Source organism: Mesorhizobium sp. M0045 (assembly GCF_040323385.1).
GTDB lineage: Bacteria > Pseudomonadota > Alphaproteobacteria > Rhizobiales > Rhizobiaceae > Mesorhizobium.
The window spans coordinates 1-26,380 of sequence record NZ_JAMYUY010000023.1 but is presented as its reverse complement, the minus strand read 5'-3'; the positions used below and the strand labels follow the sequence as shown (position 1 = coordinate 26,380).

Sequence of the window (26,380 nt, the reverse complement as noted above, 5' to 3'; positions counted from 1 at the left end):
AATTGCACGTTTCCGGGATTCAAGTGCCGGTCTTGGCTTCCCGGTTCAGCCGTTCGATCGCCATCAGCACACGCTCCGGCGTGGCCGGCGGGTCGAGGCGTGGGCAGATCTTGTGGCCGGCAACGCTCGCCACTGCGTCCGACAGCGCATGCAGCACCGACATTGCGAGCGGAAAGGGCGGCTCGCCGACCGCCTTAGAGCGGTACACCGTCGGCTCGCCTGCTTGCGCCCAGTCGGCCAAAATCACATTAAAAATCTTCGGCCGGTCCGACGCTAGCGGGATCTTGTAGGTCGATGGCGCATGGGTGCGCAGCCGCCCCTTGTCGTCCCACCACAGTTCCTCCGTTGTCAGCCAGCCCATGCCCTGGATGAAGCCGCCCTCGATCTGGCCGAGGTCGATGGCGCGGTTCAGCGAGCGGCCGGTTTCGTGCAGGATGTCGGTACGCTCGACGATATATTCGCCGGTCAGCGTGTCGACAGAGACTTCCGAGCACGCGGCGCCATAGGCGAAATAGTAGAAGGGCCGGCCCTCGCCCTTGTCGCGGTCCCAATGGATTTTCGGCGTCTTGTAGAAACCCGCCGCCGAAAGCTGGATGCGCGCCATATAGGCCTGCCTGACGAGATCGGCGAAGGCGATCTCCTGGTTGCCGATGCGCACGCGGTTGGGCAGGAACAGCACCTGGTCGCGCGGCACCTGGTATCTCTCGACGGCAAAATTGGTCAACCGGTCCTTGATCTGGCGGGCGGCATTCTGCGCCGCCATGCCGTTGAGATCGGAGCCGGAAGACGCGGCGGTGGCCGAGGTATTCGGCACCTTGCCGGTCGTCGTCGCGGTGATCTTGACCTGATCGAGGTCGATCTGGAACTCTTCCGCCACAACCTGCGCCACCTTGACATAGAGGCCCTGCCCCATCTCGGTCCCGCCGTGGTTCAGATGCACCGAACCGTCGGTATAGACATGCACCAGCGCGCCGGCCTGGTTGTAATGGGTGGCGGTGAACGAGATGCCGAACTTGACCGGCGTCAGCGCCAGTCCGCGCTTGATGAAGCGGCTGTTGGCATTGAAAGCATCGATGGTGCGGCGGCGCCTCGCATAATTGGAACTCGCCTCCAGCTCGGCGACTATGCGGTGGATGATGTTGTCCTCGACCGTCTGGTGGTAGGGCGTGATGTTGCGGTCTGAGGTGCCGTAGAAGTTCTTCTTGCGGATTTCGAGCGGGTCCTTGCCGACGGCAAACGCGACTTCGTCGATGACGCGCTCGGCGCCGACCATGCCTTGCGGGCCGCCGAAGCCGCGAAAGGCGGTGTTCGATACCGTATTGGTGTAAAGCGGCGCCGATTGCGCGTGCACCGCCGGCCAGAAATAGGTGTTGTCGCAATGGAACAGCGCGCGGTCGGTGACCGGGCCGGAGAGGTCGGCCGAGAAGCCGCAGCGCGCCGCGAACATGAAATCTACGCCCAGAATATTGCCCTCGTCGTCGAAGCCGACCTCGTAGTCGACGAGGAAATCGTGGCGTTTGCCGGTGGCTATCATGTCGTCGTCGCGGTCGGGCCGGATTTTCACGGCCCGATGATGTTTCTTCGCGGCGATAGCGGCCAATGCCGCAAACTGATTGCCTTGCGTTTCCTTACCGCCGAAAGCGCCGCCCATCCGGCGGATTTCCACCGTCACGGCGTGGCTCGGAACACCGAGCGCATGGCTGACCATGTGCTGGATTTCGCTCGGGTGCTGGGTCGAGGAATAGATGGTGACGTCGTGGTCCTCGCCAGGGATGGCCACGGCGATATGGCCTTCGAGATAGAAATGCTCCTGGCCGCCAATGCGCATTTTTCCCTTCAGCCGGCGCGGCGCCGCATTGATCGCAGCCGCTGCGTCACCGCGCTTCAGCGTCAGCGGCGGCGTGACCAGCTTGTCTTTCCCGGGATTGAGCTCGCCGATATCGGCGACGAACGGCAATTCCTCGTATTCGACCTTGGCCAGCCTTGTCGCGCGGCGCGCCTGCTCGCGGGTTTCAGCGATGACACAGAAGATCGGCTGACCGAAAAATTGCACCTTGCCGTCGGCCAGCACCGGCTCGTCGTGACGGCCGGTCGGCGAAATGTCGTTCTCGCCTGGCACGTCGCTCGCCGTCAGCACATCGACGACGCCGGGTGCGGCGCGTACCGCCGAAAGATCCATGCTGGTGATGGTGGCATGCGTCGCCGTCGAAAGCCCAAGGCAGCCGTGCAGCGTGCCGGCCGGTTCCGGCATGTCGTCGATGTAAACGGCCGTGCCACTGACATGCTTGTGCGCGGAATCATGGCGCTGGTCAGTGGCGACGCCGCCGGCGATTTTTTGCGCCTTCAGGTTTGGCGTGGCGTGCTTGTTCATCATGCCGCCTCGTGCCGTGATACCTGGATCGGCGCCCGGGTGCCGGTGGTTTCGGCAAAGAAGCGCAGCAGCAGGTTGCGTGCCGCCAGCGCCCGGTATTCGGCGCTTGCCCGCATGTCGGTCAGCGGGGTGAAATCGCCGGCGTACGCGGCCATCGCCGCCTCGACCGTCGCTTCCGTCCAGGGCCTGCCCAGCAATGCCTTTTCGACGCCAAAGGCGCGCTTCGGCGTTGCCGCCATGCCGCCATAGGCGATGCGCACATCCGCCACCGTGCCATCCTCGGCGAGCTTCAGGAAAAACGCGCCCAGCGCTGCTGTGATGTCTTCGTCGCGGCGCTTGGTGATCTTGTAGGCGGCAAATTTCGTCTCGCCGGCCGGCACCGGGACATGCACGGCCTCGACGAATTCGCCGGGCTGCCGGTCCTGTCGGCCATAAGCGATGAAGAAATCCTCCAGCGGGATCGTCCGCCGCTTGTCGCCGCGGCGCAGCGTCAGGCGGGCACCGAGTGCGATCAGCGGCGGCGGCGTGTCGCCGATCGGCGAACCGTTGGCGATATTGCCGCCGATGGTGCCCATGTTGCGCACCTGATCGCCGCCGATGCGATCGAACAGCGGGCCCAGCGCCGGGATGCGTTTCGCCAGTGTCGAGAAGGCCTCGCTATAGGTGACACCGGCGCCGATCGAGATGACGCCCTTGTCCTCGGAAATCCCGCACAGACCATCGAGATTGCCGATGAAAATCACCGGCGCAATATCGCGCATGTGCTTGGTCACCCAAAGGCCGACATCGGTCGAACCCGCGACGATGGTGGCGCCCGGCTCCTTGACCAGCACGCTGGCCAGATCGTCGGCATTGGCCGGCACGATCAGCCGCTTGTTGCCGGAGCCGATCTCGATGCGCGAACCGTCCTTCATCGCTTCGAGCTTGGCCGTAACTGCCTTGCGCTCCGCCGCCAGCGGATCCTTCGCCGCCTTGCCGTAGCTTGAGATGGCACGCGCGGCGCGCATGATCGCCTCGTAGCCGGTGCAGCGGCAGAGATTGCCTTGCAGCGCCTTTTCTATTGCCGCGTCCGACGGCTCCGGCGACCGCATCCACAGCGCATAAAGCGACATGACGAATCCCGGCGTGCAGAAGCCGCATTGCGAGCCGTGGAAATCGACCATCGCCTGCTGCACGGGGTGCAGCTTTCCTGCGCCGCCGCGCAGATGCTCGACGGTCACGACATGCGTGCCGTCTAGCGAGCCAAGGAAGCGGATGCAGGCATTGACGCTTTCATAGACCAGTCTGCCGGCCGAGAGCCTGCCGACCAGCACCGTGCAGGCGCCGCAGTCGCCCTCGGCGCAGCCTTCCTTGGTGCCGCGCAGCGAGCGGTCGAGCCGCAGCCAGTCGAGCAGGGTCTGGTCGGGTGCAACCGCGCCGAGCGCGACGTCCTCGCCATTGAGGATGAAGCGGATTTCGTTGCGTGTCTTGATCTCGGCCATCTCAGCTTCCCCGGTAGGTCGAATAGCCGTACGGCGACAGAAGCAGCGGCACATGATAGTGCATCGGCTCGGCCATACCGAAGCGGATCGGCACGTGGTCGAGGAAGGCCGGTTCCGGCAGTTTTGTCCCTTGCCCGCGCAGATAATCGCCGGCCGCAAAGACCAGCTCGTATTCGCCGGTGCGGAATTCCGCGCCGGCAAGCAGAGGAGCATCGCAGCGGCCGTCATCATTGGTGACAACGGTTTTCAGATGCGTCCGGGCCTGCCCGTCAAGATGATAGAGCTCGATCGACAGACCGGCCGCCGGTTTGCCGGCCGCTGTGTCGAGGACATGGGTCGTCAGGCGCCCGCCTTCGGCTTTCGACGTTTCCGCCACTGGCTGCTCCATTCCCTGAACGGTCGAACACTATTCATGAATTGTGCGCCAATTAAAGGCGATGCATAAGTCCCGGTCGAGCGGAGCGCGACAAAAACACTTTCAAAAATTTCGGGGGAATGCGCAGGCACTCCTTTCGACTATCCTGATGACAATTTCCGGCAGGAGCGAGAATGCGTTACGAACGAGACATGCGCGGCTACGGAGCCAATCCGCCGGATCCGAAATGGCCCGGCGGGGCGCATGTCGCGGTGCAGTTCGTCGTCAATTATGAAGAGGGCGGCGAGAATTGCGTCCTGCACGGCGACAAGGCTTCGGAGGCTTTCCTGTCGGAGATCGTCGGCGCCGCGCCCTGGCCCGGCCAGCGCCACTGGAACATGGAATCGATCTACGAATACGGCGCCCGAGCCGGCTTCTGGCGATTGCTGCGCCTGTTCAGCGAGGCACAGGTGCCGATCACCTGCTATGGCGTGGCCACGGCCCTGGCGCGTTCGCCCGACCAGGTTGCGGCGATGCAGGAGGCCGGCTGGGAGATCGCTTCGCACGGGCTGAAATGGATCGACTACCGCGACCATACCCCGGAAGACGAGCGCCGCGACATGGAGGCGGCGATCCGGCTGCATTATGAGGTCACAGGGGCGCGGCCGACCGGCTGGTACACCGGCCGCACCTCGATCAACACGGTGCGGCTGGCGGCGGAAGAGGGCGGCTTCGACTATGTGTCGGACACATATGACGACGAACTGCCCTACTGGTTCGAGCATGTGACACCGGACGGGTCGGCGAAGCCGCAGTTGGTCATCCCCTACACGCTCGACGCCAACGACATGCGCTTTGCCACGCCGCAGGGCTTCAATTCGGGCGACCAGTTCTTTGCCTATCTCAGGGATAGTTTCGATACGCTTTATGCCGAGGGCAAGGCAGGCCGGCCGCGCATGATGAATATCGGCCTGCACTGCCGTCTGGTTGGACGGCCGGGCCGGGTCGCGGCACTGAAGCGCTTCATCGACTACGTCAAATCACACGACAAGGTCTGGCTGGCACGGCGCATCGACATTGCAAAACATTGGCAGGAGACGCATCCGTTCCGGTTGCCGGCGCTGCGCCCGTCGAAAATGGAATTCGAGGCCTTTGTCCACACATTCGGCGGCGTGTTCGAGCATTCGCCGTGGGTTGCCGAGCGCGCTTATGGGCTGGAGCTCGGCCCGGCCCATGACAGTGCCGGCGGCCTGCACAATGCGCTCTGCCGCGTGTTTCGCGCAGCAAGCGAGGCCGAGCGGCTTTCCGTGCTCAATGCCCACCCCGATCTTGCCGGAAAACTGGCGCAGGCTAGAAGGTTGACGGACGAATCGGCCAAGGAGCAAGCTTCGGCAGGGCTCGACGCGCTGACCGAGAAGGAGCGCGAGCTGTTCGCAAAACTCAATGCCGCCTACGTCACCAGCTTCGGTTTCCCCTTCATCATCGCGGTGAAAGGCAGGACCAAGGCGGAGATCCTGGCCGAGTTCGAAGCGCGTATCGGCAACAGCCACGACGTCGAATTCGAAACCGCCTGCAGACAGGTCGAGCGCATCGCGCTGCTCCGTCTCAAGGACATGCTTCCGCAATAGGGCTTTGGCTGCCGCGATAGGCCCTGGCTTCCGCAACAGGCTTGAATTTATGGATATGATGAAAATGGCCGAACGAACCTATTATGCGCCGCAAGGCGGACATCCCGGCCAGAGTGAATTGCTGACCGGCCGCGCTGTGTTCACACAGGCCTATGCCGTGATCCCCAAGGGCGTGATGCAGGACATCGTCACCAGCGCTTTGCCGTTCTGGGATGGGACACGGGTCTGGGTGCTGTCGCGGCCGCTGTCGGGTTTTGCCGAGACGTTTTCGCAATACATCGTCGAGCTCGCGCCCGGCGGCGGTAGCGACCGCCCTGAGCTTGACGCCGCCGCCGAAGGTGCGCTGTTCGTGGTCGAAGGCGAGCTATGCGTTTCGCTTGCCGGCAAGAAACATAGCTTAAGGCCGGGCGGCTTTGCCTTCCTGCCGCCGGCGAGCGGGTGGACGGTGCGCAATGAAAGCGGTGCCGCCGTCCGCTTCCACTGGATCCGCAAGACTTACGACGCAGTCGACGGCATCGACCAGCCGCAAGCGTTCTTCGCCAACGAACAGGACATCGCGCCGACGCCGATGCCGGGTACCGAAGGCCGATGGGCGACGACGCGCTTCGTTGATCCGGCCGACATGCGCCACGACATGCATGTCACCATCGTCACGCTCGAGCCTGGTGCGGTCATCCCGTTCGCCGAGACTCATGTGATGGAGCACGGGCTCTACGTGCTGGAAGGCAAGGCGGTCTACCGTCTCAACCAGGACTGGGTCGAAGTCGAAGCCGGCGACTATATGTGGCTGCGCGCCTTCTGCCCGCAGGCTTGTTATGCCGGCGGGCCGGGCAAATTCCGCTACCTCCTCTATAAGGACGTCAACCGCCACGCCAAGCTTGGCAGCGCCGGCGTCGCGAGACCTTCACCATGACGCGGATCGTCGCGCGGCCGCTGACCCGCGAGAATTTCGCCGAATTCGGCGACGTCATCGACATGGGCGGCGACAACCATTATCCGATCAATGGCGGCAAGGCCGAGCGCTACCACGACCTCGCCACCGCGGAAGCACGAGGACCGAATGCGCGCGTGCTGATCTCGATGGTGCGTGGCACCCCCTATGAGCTGCCGTTGAAGCTGACCATGGTGGAGCGTCATCCGTTCGGCAGCCAGGCCTTCATCCCGCTGTCACCACGGCCGTTCCTGGTCGTCGTCTGCCATGATGGCGAGGAAGGACCTGGCGAGCCGCACGCCTTCATCACGGCGCCCGGGCAAGGCGTCAACTACCCGCGCAATCTGTGGCACGGCGTGCTGACGCCGATCGGCGATGTCCAGGATTTTGTGGTCGTCGACCGCGGCGGCGACGGCTCCAACGTCGAAGAGTGTCATTTCTCACACCCTTACGAAATCCATCTTCCCGACGGGAGCCGGTGATGACCGACATTTCGCTGATCGATCGCCTGCTCGATGTCATCGAGCACGACATCGTGCCGAAGACCGTCGAAGGCGTCGCGCACGGCAACAAACTGTTCGGCGCGGCGATCCTGCGCAAGGACGACCGTTCGCTGGTGCTTGCCGAAACCAACAACGAGATCGAAAATCCGCTCTGGCACGGCGAGATGCACTGCCTGAAGCGCTTCTACGAAATGCCTAAGGCCGAACGCGTCGATACCAAGGACGCGATCTTTCTTGCCACGCACGAACCCTGCTCGCTCTGCCTGTCGGCGATCACCTGGACCGGCTTCGACAATTTCTACTATCTTTTCAGCCATGAGGATTCGCGCGACAGCTTCGATATCCCGCACGATCTGAAGATCCTGAAGGAGGTCTTCACCCTCGATCCCGGCGGCTACAATGCCGAGAATGCCTACTGGAGGAGCTTTTCGATCCGCAAATTGGTGCGATCGCTGCCTGAGACCGAACGCGAGCGGCTGGAAGCGCGGATCGGCACAATATCAGCGCGCTATGACGAATTGTCCGCCGCCTATCAGGCCGGCAAGGACGAAAACGACATTCCGCTGAATTGACGCGGATTGACCAGCCGAATTCGTTGACTGGCCCACGACGCGCTCTCACGGACTCCATCATCTGGCGCTCCTGGAGTTCGCCCGCATGAAAATCGTCACTGAATTCCCACGAAAGATCGTCGAATTTCCGGATATGGGGATCATCATGCCGGACGGCTGCCGGCTGTCGGCGCGGGTGTGGATGCCGGCCGATGCTGCCGACGATCCGGTGCCGGCAATCCTCGAACACCTGCCCTATCGCAAGCGCGACGGCACGATCTATCGTGATCAGCTGACGCATCCCTATTTTGCCGGCCACGGCTACGCCTCGATCCGCGTCGACATGCGCGGCAATGGCGATTCCGAAGGGCTGATGGACGACGAATATTCCGAGCAGGAATTGCAGGACGCTTGCCACGTCATCGCCTGGGCGGCGGACCAGCCCTGGTGCAACGGCAATGTCGGCATGATGGGCATTTCGTGGGGCGGCTTCAACTGCCTGCAGGTAGCGTCTAAGCAGCCGCCGGCGCTGAAGGCGGTTATCAGTCTCTGTTCGACGGTCGACCGCTATGCCGACGACATCCATTACAAGGGCGGCTGCCTGCTGATCGAGAATTTCGGCTGGGCCTCGACCATGCTGTCCTATTCCTCAAGGCCGCCGGATCCGTTGCTGGCCGGTGACAACAGATGGCGCGACCTGTGGCTGACCCGGCTGGAGAACCAGCCCTTCCTGGCGCCGCTGTGGCTGAAGCACCAGCATCGCGATGCCTATTGGAAGCGCGGCTCGATCTGCGAGGACTATTCCGCCATCCATGCCGCGGTGCTGTCGATCGGCGGCTGGCATGACGGCTATCGCAATACGATTTCCCACCTCGCCGCCAACATCGAGGCGCCGGTCAAGGGCATCGTCGGCCCGTGGATCCACAAATACCCGCATTACGCCGCGCCCGAACCCCGCATCGGCTTCCTGCAGGAGGCCTTGCGCTGGTGGGACCGCTGGCTCAAGGACATCGACACCGGCGTCGAGGCCGACCCCGCCTACCGCGCCTATCTCATGGACAGCGTGCGTCCGGCGCGCTGGCATCCCGCGCGGCCGGGCCGCTGGGTCGCTGAATCGGAATGGCCGTCACCCAACATCAAGACGCAAGAGGTTGAGCTTATCGCTGAAGGCAATCACGCTATCGTCGCTTCGCCGCAAAACTGCGGCCTTGCCGGTGGCGAATATTTCCCCTTCACCTTCGGTCCGGAACTGCCTGGTGACCAACGCCCCGACGATGCGCTGTCGGTGTGCTTCGACCAGCCGGTGCTGACCGAAACGGTCGACATTGTCGGTGCTCCCGAAGTTGTGGTCAGGGTCTCGTCGGACCGCCGCCAGGCGAACATCGCGGTACGGCTGTGCGACGTCCATCCGGACGGGGCGTCGGAGCTGATCTCGTACGGCGTGCTTAACCTGACGCATCGCAACTCGCACGAATTTCCCGAAGCGCTGGTGCCAGGGGAAACCGTCAGCGCCCGGGTGGTGCTCGACCAATGCGCCTATCGGGCGCCGGCCGGCCACCGCTTGCGCGTTGCCATCTCCAACAGCTATTGGCCGATGATCTGGCCGTCGCCGGAGCCGGTCCGGCTGGAATTGTCGGCCGCGACATTGATGCTGCCGCTGCGCCCGCCGGCGACAGGCGATGAGGTCACCTTCCCCGCCTCCGAAGGCGCGACGCCCTGGGCAACGGAGACACTTCGGCCCGCCAATTCCGAACGTCATGTCGATCGCGACGAAAAGACCGGACTGATCACGCTTTCCATCGTCGACGATTTCGGCGAAGTGCGCGACCTGGAGCATGGCCTCGCCCACGGGAGCATCGCCAGAGAGACATGGGCGATCCATCCCGACAATCCGTTGTCAGCGTCGGGCAAGACGCATTGGACCCAGACGCTGTCGCGAAATGAATGGTCGGTGCGCACCGAAACCTTCGCCGAAATGCGCTCCGACGCGCAAAGCTTCGTGGTTAGCGCCAGAATCGAAGCCTATGAAGGCGAAAAACTGGTCTTCGAGCGCAACTTCAAGGAGAAAATCCCGCGCGTACTGCTTTGAGCGCTTATAGCGATTGGTCCAATTGCGACGCACAATTTACGCCACGGCATGTCGCATTCGGTCTTGCTTACCGCTTTCCCTTACGGTCATTATTCTCCCGATCGAAATGAGAAAAAACGACCATAAGGTCGGACCAACAGAGTGAGGAACTTAACATGTCGAACGAACTGGAATATCTGAGCCGGCGCGTTGCGTCCGGCAAGCTGAGCCGTCGCGATTTTCTCGGCCGGGCAGCAGCGCTCGGCGTCACCGCAACCTTCGCCAATTCGCTGCTTTCAAGCGCGGCGCGTGCCGCAGGCCCGGTCAAGGGCGGCACGCTGAAGGCCGGCCTGGTCGGCGGCTCTTCGGCCGACAGCCTCGATCCGGCGCTGTTCCTGACGCAGGTGCCGTTCGCCTTCGGCAAGATGTGGGGCGAACTGATCGTCGAGCTTTCCCCGGAAGGCACTCTCGAGAACCGCATCGCCGAGGAGATCGGCTCGTCGGACGACGCCAAGACCTGGACGCTGAAGATCCGTGACGGCGTCGAATTCCACAATGGTAAGAAGGTGACCGCAGAGGATGTGGCCGCCACCCTCGAACGCCATTCGGACGAGAAGTCGAAATCCGGCGCGCTCGGCTATATGAAAGGCATTGAGACCATCAAGGCCAGCGGCAAGGAAGTCGTGCTGACGCTGAAGGAGCCGAATGCCGACCTGCCCTATCTGCTCAGCGACTACCACCTGATCGTCCAGCCGAACGGCGGCAAGGACAAGGCCGATGCCGGTATCTCGGCGGGTCCTTACAAGGTCACTACCAACGAGCCTGGCGTGCGTCATGGCGGCGAGCGTTTCGCCAATTACTGGCAGGGCGACAAGATGGGCCATGCCGATCAGGTCGAGGTCATCGTCATCAACGACGCCACGGCGCGGACGGCGGCCCTGCAGGGCGGACAGGTCAACATGATCAACCGCGTCGAGCCGAAGATCGTCGACCTGATCAAGCGCCTACCCGGCGTCACCATCCGCAACCATGCCGGCCCTGGCCACTACGTCTTCATCATGCACTGCAACACGGCCCCGTTCGACAACAACGATCTGCGCATGGCGCTGAAGCTGGCGATCGACCGCGAGGAGATGCTCGACAAGATCCTCAGAGGCTACGGTTCGCTCGGCAACGACTTCCCGATCAATGCGGCATACCCGCTGTTTTCCGACGATATCGAGCAGCGCAAATACGATCCCGACAAGGCAAAGTTCCACTTCAAGAAGTCGGGCCATGACGGTTCAATCTTGCTCAGAACATCGGACGTCGCCTTCCCGGGCGCCGTCGACGCCGCGCAGCTCTATCAGCAGAGCGCGGCCAAGGCCGGCATCACGCTGGAGATCAAGCGCGAGCCGGGCGACGGCTACTGGAACGAAGTCTGGAACAAGCAGCCCTTCTGCGCTTCCTACTGGGGCGGACGCTCGACCCAGGACCAGATGTATTCGACCGCCTACCTGTCGACGGCCGACTGGAACGACACGCGTTTCCTGCGTCCGGATTTCGACAAGATGGTGCTGGCGGCACGCGCCGAGCTCGACAACACCAAGCGCAAGGCGATGTATCGCGACATGGCGATGCTCGTTCGCGACGAGGGCGGCCTCATCCTGCCGATGTTCAACCAGTTCATCGACGCGACGGGCGCCAAGGTTGCCGGCTGGGTGGACGATCCGCATCAGGAACTGATGAACGGATACGCTCTGGCAAAGTGCTGGCTCGAAGCCTGAGCCCGGCCTTGCGGATATGTCCTCACCCATCGTGAAACTGGTGGCCCAGCGCATTGCGCTGGGCATTCTCCTGCTGTTGGCCGTATCGGTTCTGATCTTCGCCGGCACCCAGATCCTGCCCGGCGACGTCGCGCAAGCCATCCTCGGACAATCGGCGACGCCGGAGTCGCTCGCCAATCTGCGCGAGCAGCTCGGTCTCAACGACCCGGCCTATATCAGGTATTTTCGCTGGCTCGGCGGCGTGCTCACTGGCAATCTCGGCACCGCGATGTCGAGCGGACAGGATATTGCGACCTCGATCAAGGGGCGGTTGTGGAACACGCTGTTCCTGGCCTTCTGGGCGGCGGTCGTGGCGGTGCCGCTCGCGATTATCCTTGGGCTGATTGCGGTGCGTTATCGCAATGGCTGGGTCGACAAACTGATCTCTGGACTGGCGCTCGCCTCGACATCGTTTCCGGAATTCTTCATCGGCTATGTGCTCGTCTATTTCTTTGCCGTGAAATACCAGATCTTCCCGGGCATCTCGACCGTCTATGACGGAATGCCTTTCGGCGAGCGCATGCAGGCGATCGCGCTGCCGACGGCGGCGCTGACCCTGGTGGTGCTCGCCCACATGATGCGCATGACGCGCGCCGCAATCCTCAACGTCATGCAGTCGGCCTATGTCGAGACCGCGGAGCTCAAGGGGCTTTCGGCATTCGCGGTCATACGCAGGCATGCCTTCCCCAATGCGATTGCGCCGATCATCAACGTCGTCATGCTTAATCTCGCCTATCTCATCGTCGGCGTCGTCGTCGTCGAGGTGATCTTCGTCTACCCCGGCATGGGGCAATATCTCGTCGACCACGTCACCAAGCGCGACGTGCCGGTGGTGCAGGCGGTCGGGCTGATCTTCGCCGCCGTTTATATCAGCCTGAACATCATTGCGGACATAGCGGCGATCATCGCCAATCCGCGGCTCAGACATCCGAAGTGAGGGGGCGGGTATGCTCGTCATGAAACGCATCCCCATCCCGGCGCTGATCGGACTGGTGCTGACGGCGCTGTTCGTGCTGGCGGCGATCTTTGCGCCCTGGATTGCACCGCACGGCAATGGCGAGATCGTTGGCGACGTTTGGGAACCGATGTCGGCGACACATTTGCTGGGCACCGACAATCTCGGCCGCGACCTCCTTTCGCGCATGATCTACGGCGCCCGCGTCACGCTGTTCATCGCGGTGCTGGCCACCGCGCTGTCCTTCTCGCTTGGGGCTATCCTTGGCTTCTCGGCGGCGGTTTTCGGCGGCTGGTTCGACACGCTGATTTCGCGCCTCGTCGATCTCCTGATGTCGATCCCGACGCTGATCATGGGCCTCGTCGTGCTCTCGGTGCTGCCAACCAATCTGGTGACGCTGATCCTGGTGATGGGCATTCTCGATTCGACCCGCGTCTACCGCCTGTCGCGGGCGGTCGCCGTGGACATCAACGTCATGGATTACGTCGAGGCGGCCAAATTGCGCGGCGAAGGCAGCATCTGGATCATCTTCCGCGAGATCCTGCCCAACGCGCTGTCGCCGCTGGTTTCCGAACTTGGGCTGCGTTTCATCTATGCCGTGCTGTTCCTGTCGACGCTTTCCTTCCTCGGCCTTGGCGTGCAGCCGCCTAGCGCCGATTGGGGCGGCATGGTCAAGGAAAACAAGGACGGCATCGTCTTCGGCATAGCGGCGGCACTGATCCCGGCAGCAGCGATCGCCGCGCTGGCGATTTCCGTCAATCTGGTCGCCGACTGGGTGCTCAACCGCACGACAAGCCTGAAGGGAGGACGCGGGTAATGGCTGACAAGCAACCAAAGCCCGGGCAACCGAAGTCTGGGCAACCGAAGCCCGGGCAACCGAAGTCCGGCGTGCTGCTCGACATCCGCAATCTGCGCATCGAGGCCACGGTATATCCGCCGGGCGAGGCGCCGAAGAACATCGTGCTGGTGCACGATGTCTCGCTGACGCTCGAAAAAGGCAAGGTGCTCGGATTGATCGGCGAGTCCGGCGCCGGCAAATCGACCATCGGCCTGTCGTCGATGGGCTACGGCCGCGGCGGCGTGCGCATCACCGGCGGCGAGGTCATCCTCAATGGCCGCGACATCCTGAAAAGCGGCAAGGAGGGATTTCGCAAATTGCGCGGCCGCGAGGTCTGCTATGTCGCGCAATCGGCGGCAGCTGCCTTCAATCCGGCGCACAGGCTGATGGACCAGGTGGTCGAGGCAGCACTGCTGCACGGCATCGCGACGCGGGCCGAAGCCGAAAAGCGCGCCGTGGCGCTGTTCAAGAAGCTCAGCCTGCCGAACCCCGAAACCATCGGCGAGCGCTTCCCCCACCAGGTGTCGGGCGGTCAGCTGCAGCGCGTGATGACGGCAATGGCGCTGTGCTCGGAACCCGACCTGATCGTCTTCGACGAGCCGACCACGGCGCTCGACGTGACGACGCAGATCGACGTCTTAGCGGCGATCAAGGATGCCATCCGCGACACGCATGTGGCGGCACTCTACATCACCCATGACCTAGCCGTCGTCGCCCAGGTCTCGGACGAGATCATGGTGCTGCGCCACGGCCGGCTGGTCGAATGGGGCGGCACGCGCCAGATCATCAAGGAGCCGCGCCAGGAATACACCAACGCGCTGGTTTCGGTGCATGAGATCGAACATCAGGAGCAGAAGCCCGGCACGAGCCCGTTCCTGTCGGTCAAGAACATCACCGCCGCCTATGGCCGCAGCCACATCAAGGTGCTGAAGAACGTCTCGGTCGATATTTTCCCGGGCCAGACGCTGGCGGTGGTCGGCGAGTCCGGCTCCGGCAAATCGACGCTGGCGCGCGCCATCACCGGCCTCCTGCCGCCCGAACAAGGCACCGTCACCTTCGACGGACGGCCGCTCGCCAACCGGCTTGCCGACCGGCCGAAGGAGGATCTGCGCCAGCTGCAGATGATCTACCAGATGGCCGATGTAGCGATGAATCCGCGCCAGACGGTCGGCACCATCATCGGCCGGCCGCTGGAATTCTATTTTGGTATGCGCGGGCGCGAGCGCGACAAACGGGTCGCCGAACTGCTCGACAAGATCGAGATGGGTAAGGGCTATGTCGACCGCTATCCGGCCGAGCTTTCGGGCGGCCAGAAGCAGCGCGTCTGCATCGCTCGTTCGCTCGCCGCCAAGCCGAAGCTGATCATCTGCGACGAGGTGACATCGGCGCTCGACCCGCTGGTGGCCCACGGCATACTGGAGCTGCTGCTCGAGCTGCAGAAAGAGGAAAACGTCGCTTATCTGTTCATCACTCATGATCTCGCAACAGTGAAGTCGATCGCCGATTCGATCGCGGTGATGTATCGCGGCGAGGTGGTGCGCTACGGCCCCAAGAGCAAGGTTCTGACGCCGCCGTTCGACGCCTACACAGACCTTTTGCTGTCGTCGGTGCCCGAAATGGAGATTGGCTGGTTAGAGAAAGCGATCAAGGGACGGCGCATGGCCAGCGCGGGGAACTAGCGGGCTGCCCCTTGCGCCCGACGATCCTGTCCGGGCGTGGATTGAACGGCAGGCCCGCCCTGACTTTTCCGATCAAGCCGCATGGAGGCGCCCTTGGCGCTCAACACAAAACTTCTGCTCATCATCCTAGACGGCGTGCCTTACCGGAACTGGCGACGGCTGATGGGCAATCTCGAAGGCTGGGTGCAATCCGGCGACGCGCGCGTGTGGAAGATGCGCTCCGTGCTGCCGTCGACCTCGGCATCCTGCTATGCCTCGATCCACACCGGCGTGCCGCCTCAAGTGCACGGCATCCTGTCCAACGAGAACCGGTTTCGCGTCGAACAGCCGGACATCTTTTCCGAAGTCAGCAGGGCCGGCGGTAAGACGGGTGCGGTCACCCATTCCTACTGGTCCGAATTCTTCCGGGCCTATCCGTTCGACCTGGTCGAGGACATAGAGTTCGACCAGCCGGGCAGGCCGATCAGCCATGGCCGGTTCCACACCATGACCGGCTACAACGCCAGCAACCAGATGACGCCGAGCGATGTCGACCTGTTCGCGACGTTGACCATGCTGACCAGGCGCTACGGCATCGACTACGGCATCCTGCACAGCTGCACGCTGGACTCCATGGGCCACCGCTTCGGCCATGACTGCCGCGAGATGGATCATGCCGTCTATGCAATCGACGCCATGCTCGCCGGCTTCCTGCCGCGCTGGCGGGAGGCCGGCTACGAGGTGATCGTCACCGCCGATCATGGCCAGACCGATCGCGGCCATCATGGCGGCCACGACGAAGAGATGCAGGATTTCGCACTTTATTACTTCGGATCCGGCGAAGGCCCGGAGGCCAATACGCTGCTCGATCAGCTGCAGCTCGCGCCGACAGTGCTTGCGCGCCTCGGCGTGCCGGTGCCGGTCACCATGAAGGCAAAGCCGTTCCTGAGTTGAGCGCGCCCTCTTCTCCCTCTGGCAACGCTCCCGCTCTTCAGTTAGCCTCCGCAAATATACGGCGGATGCCGGTGAACCTTTTTGGGCCGATCAGCGACAGAGCAGGCAGGAGCCAGGCGGCTCGACCGGCGATGACTGCCGCGGAGACCGATCGCGCGCTCGTCGAGCGCGTCGCGAAGGGCGACCGTGCCGCCGTGCGGCTCCTGTTCATGCGCCACCACGCGCGGCTCTACCGCTTCGCGGCACGCCAGACGGGATCGGAACTGATGGCCGACGATATTGCGAACGAGGTATTCCTTGAACTCTGGCGGCAGGCGCCGGCCTTCGAGGGCCGCTCGGAGGTCTCGATATGGCTGCTCGGCATAGCCCGCTTCAAGTCGCTGTCCCTGCTGCGCAAGAAGAAGGAAGACTGGATCGACGACGATGACGCGGCCCAGGTCGCCGACGGCGCCGACACGCCGGAAGTCGTGACGATGAAAGAAGACAAGGGCGCTGCCTTGCGATGCTTCATCGATGCCATGCCGGAAGAGCACCGACCTTGCCTATTATCACGGGCAATCGGTGAGCGAGATCGGCGAGGTACTCGGCATCCCGGTCGCCAGGTCAAGACCAGGATGTTCTACGCCCGCAAGGAACTCGGCGAAGCCCCCAAGGCCGCCGGTTACGACAGGGGGTGGCCATGAGCGCCGCTGAAAAGATGTCGCGCCGCGACGAAATGGAAATGCTGCTGCCGTTTTATCTGAACGGCTCGCTGGAGGGCACCGAGCTCGAAGCCATCGAGGAATGGCTGGCAAGCGATCCGGCGGCGATGGCCGCACTAGGCGAGGCCGAGGCCGAATTCTCCGGCACCGCTGCCGCAAACGAGGCAATCCGCCCGCCTGCCGATGCGCTCAGCCGCTTTGCCAAGGCGCTCGATGCCGAGGCCGGCCCCGCCCGCGGGCCGGCGGCATCGTCCTGGCTGGCGCAGGCCTGGAGCCGCTTCCTGGCGGTGCCCGCCGGCATTGCCTGGGCCGCGGCCGCGGTGCTGCTGGCCCTGGTCGTCGCGCAATCCTTTGTGCAGACCGGCAACAGAGATGGCGATTTCGAGATTGCCGGATCGGACGACGATCTGGCCAAAATGCCGTTTGCCCTTGTGAAGTTCAAACCGGATGCGAAGCTGTCCGACATCGTCGCTTTTCTCGACCAGAACCAGTTGACGATCGCCGGCGGGCCTACCGCCGACGGCGTTTTCCGGCTCGGCGTTCCGGCCAAGACCGCCGCCGACTATCAGAAACTGCTTGGCCTTATTGCCGCCCAGCCTTTCACCGAAGCTGCCCTGGAGGGAAGGAAACCGGCTGATGGCGGCTAAGGCGGTCATTCGATTGACGGCGGCGATGACAATTTTCGCCACGTCTGCCGTCGCACAAACCAACGATCCTAACCTCACCCAGGCGGAGATCTACTGCCTGAACCGGGGAAGTGCCGCCAACGCCGACTGCGCCAAGGATGGCGGCGGCGTGAAGGATGGCGGAAAAGCGCCGGCTCATGGAACGACCGGCGCGGTGTTCTTCCGGGCTTGACGCTTGGGCATTCCGGATGGCTGCCCGGTCGGCGTCATGGAGGCACAGCTTGCCGCCGACGGCCGCATTTTGCGGCGTGAGGCCAACCATGTCTACTCGCTGCAGCAGGCGGCCAGCACCGTCAATTATGCGTTCGAACGCATCGCGCTCGACGCCAACGAAGCCAGCGGCGAGAATGTGCGCGTTGGCGTCATCGACACCGGCATCGACGATAAGAATCCGGCGCTCTCCGGTATCAGGCAGTTCAATGCCATGCCCGACGTGCCGATCAAGGCGCGCGACCACGGCACTTCGGTCGACGGACTGATCGCCGGCAATCTGTTGCATGCGGCGCCCGATCGCTCCGCCGACTGGGTCGAGAAAGCACTGGCCGCCACGGCAAGGGACCTCGGCCCCAAGGGCCGCGATAAATGATTTCGGTTTTGGCCTGCTGGACACCAAAGCGGCCGAGGCGGCCAAGGAATAAGTCCAAAGCTCTAACGCTTCTGCATTTGTGCATGCCGTTCTCCCGAAGCCGCTGCATAATGTTGGGCATCAGATATTGGGGGCAAAACTCAATCGGCCGGTTTACCTCAAATAACCGATATGGGTTCGAACTCGGTCGCTCAGGGTCATTGAGTTTTGATCCCTAGGCCGGGGCGCCGGCTACCGATCCCCTGACCACCAGGTCGACCGGCCAGACCTCGCCGCGGGCGCCCTCCTCCAGGCCGGAAATCCGCGCCGCCAGCCGTTCGGCGATGCGTGCGCCGGCCAGGCGGATCGACGAACGCGTTGTCGACAAGGGCACCGAAAAATTTTCCGGCTTCAGCCACGGGAAGACATCGTCATGGGCAATCAGCGACAGGTCGCCCGGAATCGTCAGGCCGAGATCGCGCACCGCGCGCACCACGCCGAGCGCCATGATCAGGCTGGAGCAGGCGATCGCCGTCGGCGCGTCGCTTTGTTCCAGCAGACGCCTGGCGGCGCGATAGCCGTTCTCCTCGGTCATTGTCAGGGAACAGACATGCTGATCACGAAGCACCAGGCCGCTTGCCGCAAGCGCGCGTCGCACGCCGCGCTCGCGATGTATGGCGAAGGTCTCGCGATCGTCGCCATTGATAAGCGCCAGACGCCTGTGACCGAGCTGGACGAGAAGCCGCGCCGCCTCGTGGAAGGCGCCCTCATTGTCGATGTCGGTGAAGGGGTAGTCGAAATCGAAGCCTTCGCTGCGGCCATGAACGATGAAGGGAATGCCGAGCGTGTTGACGAGCGCCACCCGCCGGTCGGCCGGCCTCGGCGAGGAGATATAGACCGCGTCGACCTGCCGGTTGGCGACAATGCGGCGGTAGGTCGTCTCCTGGTCGTCGGCATCGGCCGGTGACAGCACCAGGTCGAGCTCGTGCGAACGGGCATAGTCGCCGAGGCCGGACAGGAACTCGACGAAATGCGGGTCGATATCGACGGTCGCTCCCGTCGGCAGCACATAGCCGATCATGCCGGTCTTGCCGGTCGCCAGCCGGCGGGCGCTTGGATTGGGGCGATAGCCATGACGCTTGGCGGCATCGACCACCCGCCGGCGCGTTTCCTCGTTGACTTCCGGGTAGCCGTTCAATGCGCGGCTCACCGTGGTCTGCGAAAGCGCTAGCATGTGGGAGAGCTGCTTGAGGTTCACCGGAGGCCTCCAAACCTCAAAGCGCTTTTAATCTGAAACGATCTGGCCCTACGAACCGCGTTGCCGAGCGCAGTGACCATACGCACGGTTCGGACCGGTTTGAAGCCGAATTTGCTGCTGCACTGCCAGAAAACTGTGCTGCAGCGCACTTTTGCCGGCACCCCGCCGCAAAAATTAAATCGATTAGCCTGGCTTCCTCTTGACTCGCGGTCAATTCAGTGGCGAGATCAAAATGACCAAAGCGCTTTGGAAGACTCCACGAAAGGTTGCAGTTCCTTTCCGACTGAGTCACAGTCCTGCGGCGCCGGCGGACGGAATGGAGGTTTCGTTCGGTGTTTGTCACCACTGGGAGGGAATACCGATGAAGAAAATGCTTCTGCTGGGCGCTGCGTTTGCCACGTTCGCCCTGGCCATGCCCGCGCAAGCCGAACTGAAGTTCAAGCCGGGCGAAGATCCCCGTTTCAACTGGGCCAACTACGAAGAGCTCAAGAAGGTCGACCTCAAGGGCGAGACACTGACAATCTTCGGGCCGTGGCGCGGCGAGGACGAAGGGCTTATCCGCACTGTTCTCGATTACTTCTCCGAAGCCACCGGCGCCGAGATCAAGTATTCCTCGTCAGAGAATTACGAGCAGCAGATCGTCATCGACACGCAGGCTGGCAGCCCGCCCAACATCGCCGTGCTGCCGCAGCCGGGCCTGATCCAGGATCTGGCATCGAAGGGCTTGCTGACGCCGCTCGGCGACGACACGGCCAACTGGGTCAAGGACAATTACGGCGCCGGCCAATCCTGGGTCGACCTCGGCACCTTCAAGGACAAGGACGGCAAGCCCGGCTTCTTCGCCTTTCCTTATAAGGCCGACGTGAAATCGCTGGTCTGGTACTCGCCGGACAATTTCGAGGAAGCCGGCTACAAGGTGCCGAAGACGCAGGAAGAGCTTGCCGAGCTCGAAAAGAAGATCATCGCCGACGGCGGCACGCCATGGTGCATCGGGCTTGGTTCGGGCGGCGCCACTGGCTGGCCGGCGACCGACTGGGTCGAAGACATCATGCTGCGCACCCAGACGCCCGAGACCTACGACAAATGGGTGAAGAACGAAATTCCGTTCAACGATCCGGCCGTGGTCAACGCCATCGACATTTTCGGCAAGATCGCGACCGACGACAAGATGGTCGAGGGTGGCGCCAAGGCGGTTGCGGCGACCGATTTCCGCGACAGCCCGAAGGGCCTCTTCTCGGTGCCGCCGAAATGCTATCTGCACCACCAGGCATCGTTCATTCCGACCTTCTTCCCGCAAGGCACCAAGATCGGCGAGGATGCCGACTTCTTCTATTACCCGCCCTACGCCTCCAAGCCCGAGCTCGGCACTCCGGTGCTCGGCGCCGGCACGCTGGCCATGATCACCAAAGATAGCAAGGGTGCCCGCGCCTTCATCGAATTCCTGAAGCTGCCGCTCGCTCATGAGATCTGGATGGCACAGGGCGGCTTCGTGACGCCGTTCAAGTCGGTCAACAAGGACGCCTATGCCAGCGACGCGCTGAAGAAGCAGGGCGAGATCCTGGCCAACGCCTCGACCTTCCGCTTCGATGGGTCCGACCTGATGCCGGGCAAGATCGGCGCCGGCGCGTTCTGGACCGGCATGATCGACCTTGTCGGTGGCAAGTCCGCCCAGGACGTCGCCACCGACATCCAGAAAAGCTGGGACGCGATCAAGTAAGCGGCCGGCTCGAGTCCCATGTGATGCGGTCCGGGCCTCAAACGGCCCGGACCTTCTTCGGTGCCTGGCGTCGCGTCGATTGTCGTGAGCACGACGCATTCCGGCATGACGCGCGCCCAGTGACCTGCTTTTCGGCTGGTCGCGCTCCAGACAACTGAATCGGCGCATGATCCCGTCGCCAAAGCCATTCTCGACTGGCGGATCCGTGCGCAGGGGGAGGGACCCATGGCGGCTCAGATTTTTTCGGCGATATTCGTCATCATCATCGGCGTGGGCGGCTGCGTCGCCTATTTCTGGGGTGCCAACAAGGCACTCGACACGATCTTTCCGGCACGCGGCGTTTCCGGCAAGGCGGCGATCAACAATCTGCGCCGGCAGGGGGTGATCCGGCCCTGGCTGTTCGTCGGCCCGGCGATGATCATCCTCACTATCTACCTGATCTACCCGGTGGTGGAGACGCTGAGACTGTCGTTCCTCGATCGCGGCGGCGCCCATTTCGTCGGCTTGGCCAACTATCAATGGGCGTTCGGCGACCGTGAGTTCCGCAATTCGATCCTCAACAACATCATGTGGCTGGCGGTGGTGCCGGCCGCCTGCACCTTCCTCGGGCTGATCATCGCCGTGCTCACCGACAAGATCTGGTGGGGCACCATCGCCAAGAGCCTGATCTTCCTGCCGCTGGCCATCTCCTTCGTCGGCGCCAGCGTCATCTGGAAATTCATCTATGAATATCGCGGCGAGGGCCAGACACAGATCGGCCTGCTCAACGCCATCATCCAGTATTTCGGCGGCCAGCCGCAGGTCTGGATATCGCTGCCGTTCTGGAACAACTTCTTCCTGATGGTCATCCTGATCTGGATCCAGACCGGCTTTGCCATGGTCATCCTGTCGTCGGCCTTGCGCGGCATTCCGGAAGAGACGCTGGAAGCCGCCGTCATCGACGGCGCCAACCCTTTCCAGATCTTCTGGAAGATCATGGTGCCGCAGATCTGGGGCACCATCGCCGTCGTCTGGACCACCATCACCATCCTGGTGCTGAAGGTTTTCGACATCGTGCTGACCATGACCAACGGCCAGTGGAACAGCCAGGTGCTGGCCAATCTGATGTTCGACTGGATGTTCCGCGGCGGCGGCGATTTCGGCCGCGGCGCCACCATCGCCATCATCATCATGATAGCGGTCATTCCGATCATGGTCTGGAACATCCGCCAGGCGAACAAAGAGACGGAAGGACATTGAGATGACTGTCTCGACCGGAAAGTCCTTTGTCAGCCGTTTCGGCGTGCATATCGCCGTTTTCATCTTCGTTGCGATCTGGACGATCCCGACGCTCGGCATTCTGGTCTCGTCGCTGCGCGACAAGGACCAGATCATCGCTTCGGGCTGGTGGAACTCGTTCACCAGTTCCAGCCAGACGGAAGCCGGACGGCTGCCGCCCGCCTCGGCGCAGGTCGAGAAGGACGGCAAGTTCGTCCTGCAAGGCAACATCTTCGGCGACGGCCCGGCCCGCAATATCAGCGCCTTCGGCGTCAAGTCGGCAGCGCCGACGCAATATCCCGCCGGCACGACAGCCGATCTCGGCGACGGCGTGACCCTGCAGCTCAATGCCAACGGCAGTTTCGTCATGACCTCGCCGAAGGCTTTCGAAGGCGAACGCGGCCAGCGCGTCTATTACGCCTCCTCGGCGCCGCCGAAATTCACCACCGACAATTACGACACGGTGCTGTTTTCGGAAGGCATCGGCCGCTCCTTCATGAACTCGCTGACCGTCACCATTCCGGCGACTGTCATTCCAATCCTGATCGCCGCGTTCGCCGCTTACGCGCTGGCCTGGATGCGCTTTCCTGGCCGGGCCCTGCTCATCGCCGTCATCATCGGCCTCCTGGTCGTGCCGCTGCAGATGTCGCTGATCCCGCTGCTGAAGCTCTATAACGGCGTCGGCAGCTTCTTCGGCGTGCCGTCGAAGACCTATCTCGGCATCTGGCTGGCGCATACCGGCTTCGGCCTGCCTTTCGCCATCTATCTGTTGAGGAGCTATATCGCCGGCCTGCCACGCGAGATCATGGAATCGGCGCGCATCGACGGCGCCAGCGATTTCGAGATCTTCGTCAAGATCGTGCTGCCATTGTCGTTCCCGGTGCTGGCCTCGTTCGCCATCTTCCAGTTTCTCTGGGTGTGGAACGATCTGCTGGTGGCGATGGTTTTCCTTGGTACCGAGGGCGACCAGATCGTGCTGACCGCCAAGCTCAATGCGTTGCTCGGCTCGCGCGGCGGCGACTGGGAGATCCTGACGACATCGGCCTTCGTCACCATCATCGTGCCGCTGATCGTGTTCTTCTCGCTGCAGCGCTATTTCGTCCGCGGGCTGCTTGCCGGCTCGGTGAAAGGAGGTTGAGATCATGCAATCCGCTTTGAAGGCCACTCCGAAGCCCGATCTTGCTATCGATCGCGACTGGTGGCGAGGTGCCGTGATCTACCAGATCTACCCGCGCAGCTACCAGGATTCGAACGGCGACGGCATCGGCGACCTCAGGGGCATTATCGGCCGGCTGCCCTATATCGCCTCGCTCGGCGTCGACGCCATCTGGATCTCGCCGTTCTTCAAATCGCCGATGAAGGACTTTGGCTACGACGTGTCGGATTATTGCGATGTCGATCCGATGTTCGGCACTCTGGCGGACTTCGACGCGCTGACCGCCGAGGCGCACCGGCTTGGCCTCAAGGTGATGATCGACGAGGTGCTCTCGCACACCGCCGACGTCCATCCCTGGTTCAAGGAGAGCCGCTCGAGCCGCAGCAATCCAAAAGCCGACTGGTACGTTTGGGCGGACGCCAAGCCGGACGGCACGCCGCCCAACAACTGGCTGTCGATCTTCGGCGGCTCGGCCTGGCAGTGGGACACCAGCCGCCAGCAATATTACCTGCATAATTTCCTGGCCGAGCAGCCCGACCTCAATTTCCACAGCCGCGCGGTCCAGGACGCGCTGCTCGACGTCACCCGCTTCTGGCTGGAGCGCGACGTCGATGGTTTCCGCCTCGATACCATCAATTTCTACTTCCACAGCCAAGGCCTGGAAGACAATCCGCCGCTGCCGCCCGAGCAGCGCAACGACCAGACGGCGCCGGCCGTCAACCCCTACAACTACCAGGACCATCTCTACGACAAGAGCCGGCCTGAAAACCTGGGCTTCCTCGAACGCTTCCGCGCCCTGCTCGATGAATATCCGGCGACGGCCGCGGTTGGCGAAGTCGGCGATTCGCAGCGTGGGCTGGAAGTCGTGGCGGCCTATACGGCCGGCGGCAAGCGCGTCCATATGTGTTACTCCTTCGACTTCCTGGCGCCGGAGAAGATCAGCGCGGCAAAGGTGCGCTCGGTGCTGGAAACGTTCGGCAAGGTGGCCAGCGATGGCTGGTCGTGCTGGGCCTTCTCCAACCATGACGTGATGCGCCCTGCCTCGCGCTGGGCAGCCGGCGAGCCGGACCCGACCGCGTACCTCAAGGTCATCTCGGCGCTGCTGATGTCGTTGCGCGGCTCGGTCTGTATCTATCAGGGCGAGGAGCTCGGGCTCAGCGAGGCCGAACTCAGCTTCGAGGATCTGCAGGACCCATACGGCATCCGCTTCTGGCCCGAATTCAAGGGCCGCGACGGCTGCCGCACGCCAATGGTTTGGGACGGCGCTGCCCGCAATGGCGGCTTCTCGACGGCAAAGCCCTGGCTGCCGGTGCCGGCCAAGCACCTTGCGCAAGCGGTCAATGTGCAGCAGGGCGACGACGGCTCGCTGCTCGAGCACTACCGGCGCTTCCTGGCTTTCCGCCGTGCTCATCCGGCACTGGCCAAGGGCGATATCGAGTTCATCGAAAGCGACGGCGACACCGTCGCCTTCACACGCCGCGAAGGCAACGAGCAGATCGTCTGCGCCTTCAATCTCGGCGCAAAGCCGGCCAAGGTCGATCTTGGCGGCCGCTCACTGCAGCCCTTGCCGGGACACGGGTTTTCGGGACAGACTGGCGCCGGCACTATCCGCCTCGGCGGCTACGGCGCCTGGTTCGGGCGTATCGACTGAATTCAAGGAAGAACTGGAGAGTACCATGGCCGATGTCACGCTAAGGCAAGTGAGGAAATCATATGGCAATCTCAACATTCTGCACGGCGTCGACCTCGACATAAAGTCGGGCGAGTTCATCGTCTTCGTCGGTCCGTCTGGTTGCGGCAAGTCGACCTTGCTGCGCTGCATCGCCGGGCTGGAGGAGATCACCTCAGGCGAGCTCAAGATCGACGGCGAGATTGTCAACGACGTACCTCCGTCAAAGCGCGGCATCGCGATGGTGTTCCAGTCCTATGCGCTCTATCCGCACATGACCGTCTACGACAACATGGCGTTCTCGATGAAGATCGGCAAGGAAAGCAAGGCCGAGATCGACAAGCGGGTGCGCCAGGCGGCCGAGATCCTGCAGCTGACCAAATATCTCGACCGCCTGCCCAAGGCGATGTCGGGCGGCCAGCGCCAGCGCGTCGCCATCGGCCGCGCCATCGTGCGCAATCCCAAGGTCTTCTTGTTCGACGAGCCGCTATCCAACCTCGATGCGGCGCTGCGCGTCGCCACTCGCATCGAGATCGCCAAGCTCAAGGAATCGATGCCGGCCACAACGATGATCTATGTCACCCACGACCAGGTCGAGGCCATGACGCTGGCCGACCGCATCGTGGTGCTGAAGGAAGGCCATATCGAACAGGTCGGCACGCCGATGGAGCTCTACAAGCGGCCCGGCAATCTGTTCGTCGCCCAGTTCATCGGCTCGCCGGCGATGAACATCCTGCCGGCGACGATCGACAGGACCGGCAACCCGACGGTCGTCAGCCATGTCGGCGGCCGCAAGGCAACGGTGCCGATCGCAACGCCTGCCTCGGCGAAAGGCGCTGCGGTGAGCTTCGGGGTGCGGCCGGAGGATCTGATGATCGCAGCCGGCGCCGACTATTTGTTCGAAGGGACGGTCGATTATGTCGAGCAGCTCGGCGAGGTCCAACTCGTCTATGTCGACATCGGCCGCGCCGACCTGCCGCTGGTGACCAAGCTGCCGGGCAATGTCGAGGTCAAGCGCGGGGCGTCGATGCGGCTGACGGCGGATGCCGGCGACCTGCATATTTTCGACGCGGACGGACACTCCTTCGCGCTCCATGAAGCAGAAGCAAAGGCGGCTTGAGGCAGGCGTTTTTCCGCCACGCAAAAGACAAGAGCGGCGGGCCAGGGCCGCCGCGGGTGGGTGGGAGTACCATTCGGCGGGTTGTTGTTGGCGAAGAGGTTGCGGGGGGGGCCCGGGCTGTGGCGTTTACACAGCGGGCCCGGCCGCCGAAAT

Annotated in this window: 23 protein-coding genes; 19 read left to right on the top strand and 4 right to left on the bottom strand. The window is 63.0% G+C overall.

Annotated elements, in window-relative coordinates; genetic code table 11:
* Positions 1-19: 19 nt before the first annotated feature.
* Genes xdhB through uraH form a run of 3 tightly spaced genes read right to left on the bottom strand, consistent with a single transcriptional unit; the run spans position 20 to position 4,228 of the window.
* Complete coding sequence (gene xdhB, locus NKJ72_RS26365) at positions 20-2,371, bottom strand: xanthine dehydrogenase molybdopterin binding subunit (protein WP_352480103.1); 2,352 nt, start codon at positions 2,369-2,371, stop codon at positions 20-22.
* Positions 2,371-3,852, bottom strand: a complete 1,482-nt coding sequence (xdhA, locus tag NKJ72_RS26360) for a xanthine dehydrogenase small subunit (RefSeq protein WP_352480064.1) — start codon at positions 3,850-3,852, stop codon at positions 2,371-2,373. Before xdhA ends, xdhB begins: the two co-directional genes overlap by 1 nt.
* Before the next feature lies 1 nt (position 3,853).
* Complete coding sequence (gene uraH, locus NKJ72_RS26355; RefSeq protein WP_352480063.1) at positions 3,854-4,228, bottom strand: hydroxyisourate hydrolase; 375 nt, start codon at positions 4,226-4,228, stop codon at positions 3,854-3,856.
* Positions 4,229-4,401: 173 nt separating this feature from the next.
* Here uraH and puuE point away from each other — a divergent pair, with 173 nt between their 5' ends.
* From puuE to NKJ72_RS26285, 14 genes are all read left to right on the top strand, one after another.
* Complete coding sequence (puuE, locus tag NKJ72_RS26350; RefSeq protein ID WP_352480062.1) at positions 4,402-5,835, top strand: allantoinase PuuE; 1,434 nt, start codon at positions 4,402-4,404, stop codon at positions 5,833-5,835.
* A 64-nt stretch (positions 5,836-5,899) separates the two neighbouring features.
* Entirely contained in the window at positions 5,900-6,748 is an 849-nt protein-coding gene (locus tag NKJ72_RS26345) for a bifunctional allantoicase/(S)-ureidoglycine aminohydrolase (protein WP_502895601.1), read from the top strand.
* Positions 6,745-7,248 carry an ureidoglycolate lyase gene (locus tag NKJ72_RS26340; RefSeq protein ID WP_352480060.1) on the top strand — a complete coding sequence of 168 codons (504 nt, stop codon included), beginning with the start codon at positions 6,745-6,747 and terminating at the stop codon, positions 7,246-7,248. Before NKJ72_RS26345 ends, NKJ72_RS26340 begins: the two co-directional genes overlap by 4 nt.
* Positions 7,248-7,841 (top strand): nucleoside deaminase, encoded by a 594-nt coding sequence (locus NKJ72_RS26335; RefSeq protein ID WP_352480059.1) that lies wholly within the window; start codon positions 7,248-7,250, stop codon positions 7,839-7,841. Before NKJ72_RS26340 ends, NKJ72_RS26335 begins: the two co-directional genes overlap by 1 nt.
* Positions 7,842-7,926: 85 nt before the next feature.
* A complete protein-coding gene (locus NKJ72_RS26330) occupies positions 7,927-9,909 on the top strand; it encodes a CocE/NonD family hydrolase (RefSeq protein ID WP_352480058.1) in 1,983 nt (660 codons plus the stop codon).
* Between the two features lie 155 nt (positions 9,910-10,064).
* Positions 10,065-11,654: an ABC transporter substrate-binding protein gene (locus tag NKJ72_RS26325; RefSeq protein ID WP_352480057.1), complete on the top strand. Its 1,590-nt coding sequence runs from the start codon at positions 10,065-10,067 to the stop codon at positions 11,652-11,654.
* A 16-nt stretch (positions 11,655-11,670) separates the two neighbouring features.
* Positions 11,671-12,630: an ABC transporter permease gene (locus tag NKJ72_RS26320; RefSeq protein ID WP_352480056.1), complete on the top strand. Its 960-nt coding sequence runs from the start codon at positions 11,671-11,673 to the stop codon at positions 12,628-12,630.
* A gap of 10 nt (positions 12,631-12,640) precedes the next feature.
* Positions 12,641-13,465, top strand: a complete 825-nt coding sequence (locus tag NKJ72_RS26315; protein WP_352480055.1) for an ABC transporter permease — start codon at positions 12,641-12,643, stop codon at positions 13,463-13,465.
* On the top strand, positions 13,465-15,165 hold the full coding sequence (locus NKJ72_RS26310) for an ABC transporter ATP-binding protein (protein WP_352480054.1): 1,701 nt from the start codon (positions 13,465-13,467) through the stop codon (positions 15,163-15,165). Before NKJ72_RS26315 ends, NKJ72_RS26310 begins: the two co-directional genes overlap by 1 nt.
* Positions 15,166-15,258: 93 nt before the next feature.
* Entirely contained in the window at positions 15,259-16,098 is an 840-nt protein-coding gene (locus NKJ72_RS26305; RefSeq protein WP_352480053.1) for an alkaline phosphatase family protein, read from the top strand.
* A 131-nt stretch (positions 16,099-16,229) separates the two neighbouring features.
* Positions 16,230-16,781 carry a sigma-70 family RNA polymerase sigma factor gene (locus NKJ72_RS26300; protein ID WP_352480052.1) on the top strand — a complete coding sequence of 184 codons (552 nt, stop codon included), beginning with the start codon at positions 16,230-16,232 and terminating at the stop codon, positions 16,779-16,781.
* Positions 16,778-17,446 carry an anti-sigma factor gene (locus NKJ72_RS26295; RefSeq protein WP_352480051.1) on the top strand — a complete coding sequence of 223 codons (669 nt, stop codon included), beginning with the start codon at positions 16,778-16,780 and terminating at the stop codon, positions 17,444-17,446. Before NKJ72_RS26300 ends, NKJ72_RS26295 begins: the two co-directional genes overlap by 4 nt.
* Positions 17,436-17,657, top strand: a complete 222-nt coding sequence (locus NKJ72_RS26290; RefSeq protein ID WP_352480050.1) for a hypothetical protein — start codon at positions 17,436-17,438, stop codon at positions 17,655-17,657. The genes NKJ72_RS26295 and NKJ72_RS26290 overlap by 11 nt, the downstream gene beginning before the upstream one ends.
* A gap of 3 nt (positions 17,658-17,660) precedes the next feature.
* Complete coding sequence (locus tag NKJ72_RS26285) at positions 17,661-18,071, top strand: hypothetical protein (protein ID WP_352480049.1); 411 nt, start codon at positions 17,661-17,663, stop codon at positions 18,069-18,071.
* Positions 18,072-18,285: 214 nt separating this feature from the next.
* On the opposite strand, the gene NKJ72_RS26280 is transcribed toward NKJ72_RS26285, so the two are convergent.
* Positions 18,286-19,308 carry a substrate-binding domain-containing protein gene (locus tag NKJ72_RS26280; protein ID WP_352480048.1) on the bottom strand — a complete coding sequence of 341 codons (1,023 nt, stop codon included), beginning with the start codon at positions 19,306-19,308 and terminating at the stop codon, positions 18,286-18,288.
* 361 nt (positions 19,309-19,669) lie between these two features.
* Between NKJ72_RS26280 and NKJ72_RS26275 the strand changes: the two genes are divergently transcribed.
* The 5 genes from NKJ72_RS26275 to NKJ72_RS26255 all read left to right on the top strand — a co-directional run bounded on the left by NKJ72_RS26275 (position 19,670) and on the right by NKJ72_RS26255 (position 26,227).
* Positions 19,670-21,025, top strand: a complete 1,356-nt coding sequence (locus tag NKJ72_RS26275) for an ABC transporter substrate-binding protein (RefSeq protein WP_352480047.1) — start codon at positions 19,670-19,672, stop codon at positions 21,023-21,025.
* Positions 21,026-21,250: 225 nt separating this feature from the next.
* Positions 21,251-22,264 (top strand): carbohydrate ABC transporter permease, encoded by a 1,014-nt coding sequence (locus NKJ72_RS26270; protein WP_352480046.1) that lies wholly within the window; start codon positions 21,251-21,253, stop codon positions 22,262-22,264.
* A 1-nt stretch (position 22,265) separates the two neighbouring features.
* Positions 22,266-23,420 (top strand): carbohydrate ABC transporter permease, encoded by a 1,155-nt coding sequence (locus tag NKJ72_RS26265; protein WP_352480045.1) that lies wholly within the window; start codon positions 22,266-22,268, stop codon positions 23,418-23,420.
* 4 nt (positions 23,421-23,424) lie between these two features.
* Positions 23,425-25,089: a beta-galactosidase BglA gene (bglA, locus tag NKJ72_RS26260; RefSeq protein WP_352480044.1), complete on the top strand. Its 1,665-nt coding sequence runs from the start codon at positions 23,425-23,427 to the stop codon at positions 25,087-25,089.
* A 25-nt stretch (positions 25,090-25,114) separates the two neighbouring features.
* A complete protein-coding gene (locus NKJ72_RS26255) occupies positions 25,115-26,227 on the top strand; it encodes an ABC transporter ATP-binding protein (RefSeq protein WP_352480043.1) in 1,113 nt (370 codons plus the stop codon).
* The last annotated feature ends 153 nt before the right edge of the window (positions 26,228-26,380 follow it).